Below are 11,624 nucleotides of genomic sequence, written 5' to 3' on the forward strand. Positions count from 1 at the left end.
TGCACGCAACCCTCCCGTCCCCTCCGGCCGCCGCCGCGCGCCGGAGCCGTACCACGAAGGAGACCGAAGGTGCCGGTCCTCCCCGGAGCCGAGCCGTACCGCCACGAGGGCGGCGAGATCGGTGTGCTCCTCTGCCACGGTTTCACCGGTTCCCCGCAGTCGCTGCGCCCGTGGGCGGAGTACCTGGCCGCGCGCGGCCTCACCGTGTCCCTGCCGCTGCTGCCCGGGCACGGCACGCGCTGGCAGGACCTGGCGCTCACCGGCTGGCAGGACTGGTACGCGGAGGTGGACCGCGAGCTGCGGGCCCTGAGCGAGCGCTGCGAGCGGGTCTTCGTGTTCGGTCTGTCGATGGGCGGCGCCCTGACGCTGTCGCTCGCGGCCAAGCACGGCGAGGCGATCAGCGGGATCGTCCTGGTGAACCCGCTCAACAAGGTGCGTGACCCGGGCGCCTTCGCGCTGCCCGTCGCCCGGCACTTCGTGCGCAGCACCAAGGGCATCGCGAGCGACATCGCGAAGGAGGGCAGCGAGGAGACCGGGTACGACCGGGTCCCGCTGCACGCCGCGCACTCCCTGCGACGCTTCGCCCAGCTCGTCGACGCGGAGCTGCCGCAGGTGACCCAGCCGCTTCTTCTTCTGCACAGCCCGCAGGACCATGTCGTCTCGCCGGCCGACTCGGCGCGCATCCTCGGCCGCGTCTCCTCCTCGGACGTCACCGAGATCCTGCTGGAACAGAGCTACCACGTCGCGACGTTGGACCATGACGCGGACCGGATCTTCGACGAGAGCCACGCCTTCGTCGCCCGGCTCGCACCCGACGCACTGGATTCCCGGGAAGGTACGACGGCCGGTGGCTGAGCATGAGGCGGCGGACCGCGACGAGAGCCGCGAGGAGCATACGGAGCCCTCGCGCGATCCGCTGACGCCCGACGACGGACCGCGCGAGGCGGCGGAGCCCGACGCGGCCCCCGTTTCGGGTGCGGCGGCGGGCAAGCCGGCGGAGGACAAGCCGGTCCCGGTCGACGAGGACGCGGCCTGGGCCGCGATCGTCGCCGGATACGGGGAGCAGCCGGTGGACCCGCCGGGTGCCAAGCCCTTCAGGTCCGTGGAGGACCTCTCCGGTCTGGTCGCGGAGGCGGAGGAGGCCGAGCAGGAGCGCGGCTCCGCGCGGACGGGCTCCGACAAGCCCGTGGCCGGTTCGATCGTGTTCGCGCCGGGCGTCGGCCCGCGCGACTACGACGTGGCGGAGGCCTCCGAGGACGATCTGGACGAGAGCGACGAGGGCCACTTCGTCCCGCCGGAGCCGCCCCCGCTGCCCGAGGCCGACACCACGGCCAAGTTCGCCTGGCTCGCCGTGATCGGCGGCCCGGTCCTGCTGCTGCTCGCGGTGGTGCTCCAGTGGCCGATGACGTGGTGGCTGACCACGCTCGGCATCGGCGGCTTCCTGGGCGGCTTCGCCACGCTGGTGATGCGCATGGGGGACGGGGACGACGAGGACGATGATCCGGGGCGGGGTGCGGTGGTCTGAGCCGCGCTTCTGCTTGTACGAGGGCCCGTACCGGGGTTGTTCCGGGCGGGCCTTTCGTGTTCGCGGCCGAGATGGAACCCGATTCCGGCGTGCGGCGAAGTACCGGTGAACAACGAGCCCAAGCCTTCGAGGCGTTCACCGAACGAGAGGAGCCCCGATGACCGTCGAACCGGGCGTGCGGCCCCCCGCGGCAGCCCGCGAGGACAGTGACGCCCGCGTGATCGAGCGGTCCCGGGATGAGCCCGAGCAGTTCGCCGTTCTCTTCGACCGGCATGCCGACGCCGTACACCGCTATGCGGCCCGCCGCCTCGGCGGCGAGGCGGCGGAGGACCTGATGGCGGAGACCTTCACCACCGCGTTCCGGCTGCGCCACCGCTACGACCGGGAGCGGGCCGACGCCCGCCCCTGGCTGTTCGGTATCGCGACCAACCTCATCGGACGGCACCGCCGCGCGGAGGCGCGCCGCTTCAAGGCGCTCTCGCAGGTGCCCGCCCCGGTGGAGCTGGACGAGGCGGTGGCCGACCGCGCGGTGGCGCGGGCCGGGGCGCACGGGGTGCGCCGCGAGCTCGCGGCGGCCCTCACGGGTCTGTCGGCGCGCCACCGCGACGTGGTGCTCCTGATCGCGTGGGCCGGCCTCGACTACGAGGAAGCGGCCCAGGCACTCGGGGTCCCCGTCGGAACGGTCAGGTCACGACTGCATCGAGCCCGCAGCAAACTGCGCGAAGCACTGGGCGGATCCGATCCGACAGCTTTCCGGGAGGCACACGCCCATGAAGAGGCACACGCCCGCAGGGGGACACAGGCCCATGACTGACGAACTCGACCGCTTGAGGGAGTGGGACGAGCCCGCTCTCGACGACGACGCCCGCCACCGTGCGCGGGTGCGGCTGTTCACTGTGATGAACGAACAGCCGTCCGCCGCACGGCCGTTGTGGCGCCGGCCCGTTCTGCGGATCCTCGCCACGGGGGTGGTGACGGCCGCGGTGGCCGCGACCGTGCTCGTGACGGTGGACGGCACACGTCCCGACCAGCAGGCGAAGCCGCCCGCGAGCAGCTCGCCGAACCTGGCCAACGTCAGCGTGGAGAAGGTCCTGAACGGCGCGGCCGACTGGGACCGCGCGAACGAGAAGGGGGTCGTGCCGCCGCGCAACGACCAGTTCATCTACTCCAAGCGGATCATCAAGGAGACGGAGCAGAAGACCGGCGAGGTCAAGGAGTACACCGACGAGATGTGGATCTCGGTCGACGGCTCCAAGCGCTCCCTGAGCTCGGAGCTGGGCAACCCCATGTGGGAGGAGGCCCTGGGTGAGGGCGAGGGGGTGTGGCCGCCGGTGAAGTGGGACGATCTGAAGGAGCTGCCCACGGACCCGGAGAAGCTCGTCCCGGTGATCGTCAACTCGGGCCCGACCGACAAGGAGATCGGCGACCTCACGAAGACCGACCGGTGGCAGGCCTACTTCCTGCTCGGTGCGCTCCTGGAGGCGCCGGTGCTGCCCGAGGGGCTGCGTGCCGCGGCGTACGAGGGGCTGGCGCTCATCCCCGGAGTCGAGACGATTCCGGACGTCAAGGACTCCGCCGGACGGCGCGGGGTCGGGATCGCCTACCCGGACCACTTCCCGGGCCGGTACCTGATCTTCGACGAGAAGACCTACGAATTCCTGGGCTTCCGTGACGAGCGGATCTCGGCCGACGGCAAGAAGAAGTACACCCAGCTGTCGCACACCGTGGAGTGGGCGGCCGTGGAGAAGGTGTACGAACGCCCGTAACGCTCATCGAGCGGGGGAAACGGGGGGAACCCTGAGGGCGGCCAGGACCGGCAGATGGTCCGTGGCCGCCCTCAGGTCGCTCCCGGCAACGCCCGCGTGCCCCGTCGGCACACCGCACCCCAGGACCTCGATGCCGCGCGAGGCGAAGACCGCGTCGATGCGCTGGCGCGGGTTGTCCGCCTCGGAGGAGTACTCGCCGCCCCACGGCTTCGTCGCCCAGCAGTCCTGCAGCGCTCCCGCGAGCAGCTTGAACGTGCGCCCGTTCGGCCGGTCGTTGAGGTCGCCGCCCGCGACGGTGTGCTCCACGCCCATGCCCGCGAGCCGGTCGAGCAGCATGCCGCCCTGGTCGTAGCGCTCATCGGTCTGCAGCGACAGATGGCAGCTCAGGACCCCGAGTCGGGCGCCCCCGAACCGTACGACCGCGGTGGAGAAGCCGCGGCGGTGCAGCCCCGGGGTGAGCGGAAGCAGTACGTCCTCGGTGCGCTCGACCGTCGCCCGCAGCGAGCAGAGCAGCGCGGGCCCGGCCGCCGGGGCGCCGCCTGAGAGGATCACCAGGTCGGAGGCCTTGGCGAGCCGGGCGAGCTTCTTGTTCCAGCGGAAGAAGCGCGGGGCCTCCTGGATGAGGACCAGGTCGGGGTCGCAGGCGCGGATCACCCGGGCGAGCGCGGCGGTGTCGTCGCGCATCGAGCGGATGTTGTACGAGAGCACCCTGACGACGGCCGAACCGTCCGGATCCGTACGGGAGTTGGGCAGTGAGATGGGCTGGTCCTGTCCGGTCACCGGGCCACGATACGACGCCGCCCGCCGGTCCTGTACGGAACACGGCGGGCGGTTGTCATTCGCTCGGGATCACATGACCGGGTCGGGCTCCCGGGCCAGGTCGGCGGCGCCGACGAGGCCCGCCTTGTTGCCCAGCTGGGCCGCGATCACCTCGGCCTGGGGGCGCCAGTTGCCGCCCACGAGCCAGCGCTTGTACGACTTGCGGATGGGGTCGAGGACCAGCTCGCCCTCGTCCGAGAGACCGCCGCCGATGATGAACGCGGACGGGTCGAAGAGCGAGGCGAGGTCGGCGAGGCCCGCGCCGGCCCAGCGGGCCAGCTCGCGGTAGGAGTCCACGGCCACCAGGTCGCCCTGGCGCGCGGCCATCGAGATGTGCTTGCCCTCGATGCCGTCGGGGGTGCCGTCGCCGAGGGAGAGCAGCAACTCCGCGTTCTCCGGGGTGGCGTTGGCACGCTGCTTCGCGTACCGCACGAGGGCGCTGCCGGAGGCGTACTGCTCCCAGCAGCCCTGGCTGCCGCAGCCGCAGAGCAGACCGTCGGGGACCATGCGGATGTGGCCGAACTCCGCGGCCACGCCGAAGTGTCCGCGGCGCAGCTTGTTGCCGATGATGATGCCGCCGCCGAGGCCGGTGCCGAGGGTGATGCAGATGACGTTGCGGTGCCCCTTGCCCGCACCGAACTTGTACTCGCCCCAGGCCGCGGCGTTCGCGTCGTTCTCCACGACGACCGGCAGGCCGACGCGGCCCTCGACCTTCTCCTTGAGCGTCTCGTGGCGCCAGTCGATGTTGGGCGCGAAGTAGACGGTGGAACGCTGGCGGTTGACGTATCCGGCCGCGCCGATGCCCACGCCCACGATGTCGTGACCGGCCCGCGCGCCTTCCACGGCCGAGGCGATCGCGTCCACGATGGCCTCGGGTGTGCTGGGAGTCGGCACCTTGAAGGTGGAAAGGATCGTGCCTTCCTCGTCGACCACGCCGGCCGCAATCTTGGTGCCGCCGATGTCGACGCCGATGGTGAGTCCCATGTGTCCCTCAGTTTTCGGTCGAGCCCCGCTGAGCCCCAGCCTATCCGAGGGGTGCGCCGGGCCCGCCAACCGAGGGGAACGTCAGTCCAGGTCGATGTGGTCGCCACCGGACGGCTCGTCGCCCTTGTCCTTGCGGTCGTCCGTCCAGCGGCGTTCGTGGCCCTCGACGGCCGAACGGTAGGCCGCGAGGAGTTCGGAGCCCGCGGCGGCGAGGTGGTCGAAGACGTCGGGGTTGCGCTGGATGACCGGCTCGACGACCGACTTCGCCTGGTTGATCAGCTGGTTGACGGCACCCTGGGCGGCCATCCCGGCGATCGGGGTCTGCAGCCCGGACAGCTTCTCGCTCACCGCGTCGACCAGGCGCCGCAGTTCCTCGGCGGCGGAGCCGGGCGGGGTGCCGTGCTGGGCGCGGCGCCGGGCCTGCTCGGCGGCGAGGTCCTCGGCACAGGCCTTCTCCCACGCGTCGTCGTCGACCGCTCGCGGCTGGTCGGCGGGGCGCTCGGTGTCACTCATGACGGGCTCCTGCGGCGGGTCGGACGGTGCGCGGCCGGTCCTGTCCGGGGACAGGACCTACGTACCTTCGACGGTACCCGAACGGCGGTACGGGGATCAGGGGGTGACCCGTACGGGATCGGCGCCCCGGCCGCGTACGGCGGGCTCAGCGCGTGCGGCGGTCCTCGGGCCACAGGCCCGGGTCGGGGGTGAAGCGGATGCCGAGGGTGCCCTCCTTGAGGCCCGCGCCCGAGACGGTGCAGCGGCGCAGGGCGGAAGGGAGCGGAACGATTCGCCGGAACTCCCCGGCGGTGACGACGAGTTCGTCGTCGCGCCGTACGAGGTCGAGTTCCTCGCGCCGCGCTCCCGGCAGCGGTATCCGCCACTCGAGGACGCCGTCCTCGGCCCGGCGGTCCGCCGTCGGCCACTGGGCCCGCGGCGCCACGGCGCGCGGCGCGGGGACGGCGAGGGCGGCCAGGTCGGCCGCGTCCCGCGGGTCGCGCCCGAGGTGGGCGACCTCGGTGACGGGCAGCCCGTCACCGCGCCACTGCGCGAGCGCCTTGTCCTGCTGGGCGGCGAGCGAGGCGAGCCACGGGTCGGCGGAGCCGCGCGGCAGGACGCGGTTGGCGACGACGGACTCGATGCCGAGCTCGTGCAGGGCGAGCCCCATCAGCGCCTCGCGCAGGGCCTCGGTGCCGGCCGGTCCGGGCTCGGCGACGAACCGTACGGCCGTGTCCGCGCTCTCGATCACGGCCTGCACCCCGGCGAGATGCGCGTCCCACTGGGCGGCCGCCTCGTACAGCCACTGCGCGGGCATCGGCACGCCCGCGAGTTGCGCCAGGACGGGGCGCAGGGCCCGGGCGGCCTGCCGCTCCGGCGGCAGCAGCCGGCGGACGTAGCGGCGCAGCTGGGCGGGCAGGGCGAGGGTGGCCAGGGCCTGGCGGGTGGGCGGCAGATCGACCACGACGAGGTCGTACGCCTCGCTCCGGTGCGCGTCCCGCACCGCCGTGAGCAGGGCGAGCTCGGCGGCCCCGGGGAGCGGCGTGAGCTCGTCCTCGTCGAGGCGCTGGGCGCCGAGGAGGTCCAGGGCCGTGGCGGCCCGCTCCTGGAGGGCGAGGAGTTCGGCGCGGAAGTGGGTGGCGGGGCTCAGCGTGATGACCGTGACGCCCGGAGTCTGCGTGGCGTGGTCGGCCGTGAGCAGGGCGACCCTGTGCCCCTCCGCGGCCGCCGATGCCGCAGTGGCGGCGGCCAGGGTGGTGCGGCCCGCGCCGCCGGGGCCGGTGAGGAGGAGGGTGCGCATGCGGCAACGGTACGTGAGACGGCCGCGGCGGCGCGGAGGGCTCCCAGGCTCCGGCCGCGGCGGCGGCAGGGGCTACTTGAGCCCGGACTCCACCCGCTTCTTCAGCCCGGCCAGCGCCCGGTCGATGATGACCTTCTCCGCCTTGCGCTTGATCATGCCGAGCATCGGGATCTTCACGTCGACCGTGAGCTTGTACGTGACGACCGTGCCCTTGCCGGACGGCGCCAGCGCGTACGAGCCGTCCAGGGCGCGCAGCATCTGGGACTTGACCAGCGTCCAGCTGACCTCGTCATCGCCGGTCCAGGTGTAGCCGAGGACCTGGTCGTCCTTGATGGCGCCGGCGTCCATGACCAGGCGGACCTGCTCGGCGCGCCCGGCGGCGTCCGTCGCGAGGACCTCCGCCTGCTTCACCTCGCCGGTCCAGTCGGGGTAGCGGGCGAAGTCGGCGATCACGGCCATGACCTCGGCGGGCGACGCCTCGATCGTGATGCTCGAGCTGGTGTGTTCCGCCATCGCCGTGGCTCCTCCGGTACAGGACGCATGCAAGGGGTGGGTGGTGGCGGCGCCGGAATTGCACCGGGTCCGCCGCCGTGAAGGCTACCGCGCCGCGTGCGGCGCGGTGGCAGCCGCCTCGACCCGTGGGACACGAGCCCGCGCGCGCCTCACCACTCCAGCGCCCACGGCCGCCCCGACCCGGCGAAGTGGCCCACATTCACGCACTCCGTGACCCCGATCCGCATCCGCCGCACCAGCGGCTGGTGGACGTGTCCGAAGAGCGCGTACCGCGGCTTGGTGCGCCGGATCGCGTCGAGGAGCGCGACGCTGCCGCGCTCGAAGCGCCGCGCCACGGTGTCGTAGACGAGCTCGGGCACCTCCGGCGGGATGTGCGTGCACAGCACGTCCACCTCGCCGACCGCCTCGATCTTCGCCGCGTACTCCTCGTCGCTGATCTCGTACGGCGTGCGCATGGGCGACTTGAGGCCGCCGCCGACGAAGCCGAAGACGAGGCCGCCGATCTCGACGCGTTCGCCGTCGAGGACGGTCGTGCCCGGGCCCGCGTACTCCTTCCACAGGCCCGGGATGTCGACATTGCCGTACGTGGCGTACGTCGGGGTCGGGAAGGCCGCGAACATCTCGGCGTACTGCCTGCGTACGGCGCTCTCGATGGCCGCGCCCCGGTCGATCCCCTGCCAGAGCGAGGCGCCGAAGGCGCGGGCCTCCTCGTAGCGGCGGGCGGTGCGCAGCTCGACGATGCGCGAGGCGTTCTCGCGGCCGAAGAGGTCGGGGAAGATGCCGCGCGAGTGGTCGGCGTAATCGAGGAACAACACCAGGTCACCGAGGCAGACCAGGGCGTCCGCGCCGTTTCCGGCGCGGGCGAGGGCCTCGGTGTTGCCGTGAACGTCGCTGACCACATGCACACGCATGCCGATCACCCTAGAACTCCGGTCCGCGCAGGGGTAGAGCGCCCCGCTTCTCTCCCGAACCCCCACCGGACCTGCGGTTACTTCCGAGTCGCCGGAGGGGTCGACTACTGTGCGAACTGCACAGCCTTGTCGTGTGACGCAGCGTACATCTGGCCCGGACCCCCTATCGGAGAGCCCGTACCGGTGGGTAACGTCCGGGCAGTCCAGTTGTGCTCCACGTACCCCCAATGCGGAGAGCACCTGCCCGATCTTGGACCGCACCGTCGCAGCACACACCGTCGTGGCGCCGGCGCCCTATGAGGAGCAGCAGTCTTGCGCGAGTTCAGCCTTCCGGCCCTTTACGAGGTCCCTGCGGACGGCAATCTGACCGACATCGTCCATCGCAACGCCGCACAGCATCCCGACGTGGCCGTGATCGGCCGCAAGGTGAACGGCACCTGGACCGATGTCACCGCCAGAGACTTCCTCGCCGAGGTGCGCGCCGCCGCCAAGGGCCTGATCGCCGCCGGGGTGAACCCGGGCGACCGGGTCGGTCTGATGTCCCGTACCCGCTACGAGTGGACGCTGCTCGACTTCGCGATCTGGAGCGCGGGCGCGGTCACGGTCCCGGTGTACGAGACCAGCTCACCCGAGCAGATCCAGTGGATCCTCGGCGACTCGGGCGCGGTCGCCTGCTTCGTGGAGCTCGACGCCCACGCGGCCGCGGTCGCCTCCGTACGGGACCGCCTCCCGGCCCTGCGCGAGATGTGGCAGATCGAGGGCGACGGCCTGGACGCGCTGCGCGCCTCCGGCACGTCGGTGAGCGACGAGACCGTCGACGAGCGCTCGGCCGTCGCGAAGGCCGACGACCCGGCGACGATCGTCTACACCTCGGGCACCACCGGCCGCCCCAAGGGCTGTGTGCTCACCCACCGCAGCTTCTTCGCGGAGTGCGGCAACGTGGTGGAGCGCCTTCGCCCCCTGTTCCGTACCGGCGACTGCTCGGTGCTCCTGTTCCTGCCGCTCGCGCATGTCTTCGGGCGCCTGGTGCAGGTCGCGCCGATGATGGCGCCGATCAAGCTCGGCCATGTGCCGGACATCAAGAACCTCACGGACGAGCTGGCCTCCTTCCGGCCGACGCTGATCCTCGGCGTGCCGCGCGTCTTCGAGAAGGTCTACAACTCGGCGCGTGCCAAGGCGCAGGCCGACGGCAAGGGCAAGATCTTCGACAAGGCCGCGGACACGGCCATCGCGTACAGCCGTGCACTGGACGCCCCGTCGGGCCCGTCGCTCGGCCTCAAGCTGAAGCACAAGCTGTTCGACAAGCTCGTCTACAGCAAGCTGCGCGCGGTGCTCGGCGGCCGCGGCGAGTACGCGATCTCCGGCGGCGCCCCGCTCGGTGAGCGGCTCGGTCACTTCTTCCGGGGCATCGGCTTCACGGTCCTCGAGGGCTACGGTCTCACCGAGTCCTGCGCGGCCACGGCCTTCAACCCGTGGGACCGCCAGAAGATCGGCACGGTCGGCCAGCCGCTGCCCGGTTCGGTGATCCGGATCGCGGACGACGGCGAAGTCCTGCTGCACGGCGAGCACTTGTTCGCGGGCTACTGGAACAACGAGGGCGCGACCGCCGAGGCCCTCGAGGACGGCTGGTTCCACACCGGGGACATCGGCACGCTCGACGAGGACGGCTACCTCGCGATCACCGGCCGCAAGAAGGAGATCATCGTGACGGCCGGCGGCAAGAACGTCGCGCCCGCGGTGATCGAGGACCGGATCCGGGCGCACGCCCTGGTCGCCGAGTGCATGGTGGTCGGCGACGGCCGCCCGTTCGTGGGCGCCCTCGTCACCCTCGACGAGGAGTTCCTGGGCCGCTGGGCCTCGGAGCACGGCAAGCCCTCGGCGGCGGTGGCCGATCTGCGCGAGGACGCGGATCTGCTCGCGGCGATCCAGAGCGCGGTGGACGACGGGAACGCGGCGGTCTCGAAGGCCGAGTCGGTCCGCAAGGTCCGGATCCTCGGCGCGCAGTTCACGGAGGAGTCGGGCCATCTGACGCCGTCCCTGAAGCTGAAGCGCAACGTGGTGGCGAAGGACTTCGCCGACGAGATCGAGGCGATCTACCGGGGCTGAGCCCCGCAAGGCGTACGCAAAGGGGGCCCGCTCGATGAGCGGGCCCCCTTTGCGTACGCCTCAGAGCAGCTGCTTCAGCTTCTCCGCCAGCAGGTCCCAGCGCCACTTCTCCTCGACCCACTCGCGACCGCGCTCGCCCATCCGGGCCCGCAGTTCGGGGTCGAGCAGAAGGGTCGTGACGCGGTCCGCGGACTCCTCGGGGGAGCCGCCGCGGACCACCCAGCCGGTCTCGCCGTCGAGCACCGCGTCGGGCGCGCCGCCGGAGTCGCCTGCGACGACCGGCAGCCCGGTCGCGGAGGCCTCCAGGTAGACGATGCCGAGGCCCTCGACGTCCAGGCCGCCGCGCCGCGTGCGGCACGGCATCGCGAAGACATCGCCCGCCCCGTAGTGCGCGGGCAGTTCGCCCCAGGGCACGGCGCCCGTGAAGCGCACCGACCCGGCGACGCCCGTCTCGGCCGCGAGCTTGCGCAGCTCCTTCTCGTACGGGCCGCCGCCCACGATCAGGAGCACCGCGTCCGGCACCTTCGCCAGGATCAGCGGCATCGCCTCGATCAGGGTGTCCTGCCCCTTGCGCGGCACGAGCCGGGACACGCAGACGACCACCGGACGCTCGCTGAGCCCCAGCCGGGCCCGCACCTCGGCGCCGCCGGAGCCGGGGTGGAAGGTCTTCTCGTCGACGCCGGGCGGCAGTTGGACCATCCGCGCGGCCGCCTCGGGGGTGAGCGCGGCGGCGATACGGGAGCGGGTGTACTCGCCGAGGTACGTGATCGTGTCCGTGGACTCGCCGATCCTGCGCAGCAGTTGACGGGAGGCGGGCAGCTGGGCCCAGCCCGCCTCGTGCCCGTGTGTCGTGGCCACCAGGCGTGTGGCACCCGCCTTGCGCAGCGCCCCGCCCATCAGGCCGAGGGGCGCGGCGGCGCCGAACCACACCGACGTACAGCCGTGTTCCCTGAGCAGCGAGACGGCGCAGCGGGTGACGCGGGGCGTCGGCAGCAGCATCGTCGTGCGGTCGCGGACGACCTTGAAGGGCTGCTCCGCGTCGAAGGCGGCGGTGGCCTCGGCGCCCTCTCGGCCGCGCTTCCAGGTGGAGGCGTAGACGACGAGCTGCTCGGGGTCGAGCCGCAGCGCCATGTTGTGCAGGAAGGCCTGGATGCCGCCGGGGCGGGGCGGGAAGTCGTTCGTGACGATCAGGGTCTTGTGCATCGACG

Annotated in this window: 12 protein-coding genes; 5 read left to right on the forward strand and 7 right to left on the reverse strand. The window is 72.2% G+C overall.

Annotated features, from left to right (window positions below; all coding sequences use genetic code 11):
* The first annotated feature begins 69 nt into the window (after positions 1–69).
* The 4 genes from ACIBI4_RS17445 (at position 70) to ACIBI4_RS17460 (ending at position 3,291) form a co-directional block, all read left to right on the forward strand.
* The gene (locus ACIBI4_RS17445) at positions 70–855 is read left to right on the forward strand and encodes an alpha/beta hydrolase (protein WP_399204758.1); all 786 of its coding nucleotides are present in this window, start codon (positions 70–72) and stop codon (positions 853–855) included.
* The gene (locus ACIBI4_RS17450) at positions 848–1,525 is read left to right on the forward strand and encodes a hypothetical protein (protein WP_399204759.1); all 678 of its coding nucleotides are present in this window, start codon (positions 848–850) and stop codon (positions 1,523–1,525) included. The genes ACIBI4_RS17445 and ACIBI4_RS17450 overlap by 8 nt, the downstream gene beginning before the upstream one ends.
* A 157-nt stretch (positions 1,526–1,682) precedes the next feature.
* Entirely contained in the window at positions 1,683–2,339 is a 657-nt protein-coding gene (locus ACIBI4_RS17455; RefSeq protein ID WP_399204760.1) for an RNA polymerase sigma factor, read from the forward strand.
* Positions 2,332–3,291 (forward strand): CU044_5270 family protein, encoded by a 960-nt coding sequence (locus tag ACIBI4_RS17460; RefSeq protein ID WP_399204761.1) that lies wholly within the window; start codon positions 2,332–2,334, stop codon positions 3,289–3,291. The genes ACIBI4_RS17455 and ACIBI4_RS17460 overlap by 8 nt, the downstream gene beginning before the upstream one ends.
* Positions 3,292–3,294: 3 nt before the next feature.
* On the opposite strand, the gene ACIBI4_RS17465 is transcribed toward ACIBI4_RS17460, so the two are convergent.
* The 6 genes from ACIBI4_RS17465 to ACIBI4_RS17490 form a co-directional block, all read right to left on the reverse strand.
* Positions 3,295–4,071: an endonuclease/exonuclease/phosphatase family protein gene (locus ACIBI4_RS17465; protein ID WP_399204762.1), complete on the reverse strand. Its 777-nt coding sequence runs from the start codon at positions 4,069–4,071 to the stop codon at positions 3,295–3,297.
* A gap of 69 nt (positions 4,072–4,140) precedes the next feature.
* Complete coding sequence (locus tag ACIBI4_RS17470) at positions 4,141–5,094, reverse strand: ROK family glucokinase (RefSeq protein ID WP_399204763.1); 954 nt, start codon at positions 5,092–5,094, stop codon at positions 4,141–4,143.
* A gap of 81 nt (positions 5,095–5,175) precedes the next feature.
* A complete protein-coding gene (locus ACIBI4_RS17475; RefSeq protein WP_399204764.1) occupies positions 5,176–5,607 on the reverse strand; it encodes a DUF5304 domain-containing protein in 432 nt (143 codons plus the stop codon).
* Positions 5,608–5,752: 145 nt separating this feature from the next.
* A complete protein-coding gene (locus ACIBI4_RS17480) occupies positions 5,753–6,886 on the reverse strand; it encodes an ArsA family ATPase (RefSeq protein WP_399204765.1) in 1,134 nt (377 codons plus the stop codon).
* Positions 6,887–6,958: 72 nt separating this feature from the next.
* Positions 6,959–7,399: an SRPBCC family protein gene (locus ACIBI4_RS17485; protein ID WP_399204766.1), complete on the reverse strand. Its 441-nt coding sequence runs from the start codon at positions 7,397–7,399 to the stop codon at positions 6,959–6,961.
* Positions 7,400–7,548: 149 nt separating this feature from the next.
* Positions 7,549–8,310, reverse strand: a complete 762-nt coding sequence (locus ACIBI4_RS17490; protein ID WP_399204767.1) for a metallophosphoesterase — start codon at positions 8,308–8,310, stop codon at positions 7,549–7,551.
* 312 nt (positions 8,311–8,622) lie between these two features.
* Here ACIBI4_RS17490 and ACIBI4_RS17495 point away from each other — a divergent pair, with 312 nt between their 5' ends.
* Positions 8,623–10,416, forward strand: a complete 1,794-nt coding sequence (locus ACIBI4_RS17495) for an AMP-dependent synthetase/ligase (protein WP_399204768.1) — start codon at positions 8,623–8,625, stop codon at positions 10,414–10,416.
* Positions 10,417–10,476: 60 nt separating this feature from the next.
* On the opposite strand, the gene ACIBI4_RS17500 is transcribed toward ACIBI4_RS17495, so the two are convergent.
* The gene (locus ACIBI4_RS17500) at positions 10,477–11,619 is read right to left on the reverse strand and encodes a glycosyltransferase family 4 protein (RefSeq protein WP_399204769.1); all 1,143 of its coding nucleotides are present in this window, start codon (positions 11,617–11,619) and stop codon (positions 10,477–10,479) included.
* Between the last annotated feature and the right edge of the window lie 5 nt (positions 11,620–11,624).

The sequence above is a fragment of the Streptomyces sp. NPDC050418 genome, from assembly GCF_044458745.1.
Lineage (GTDB): Bacteria > Actinomycetota > Actinomycetes > Streptomycetales > Streptomycetaceae > Streptomyces.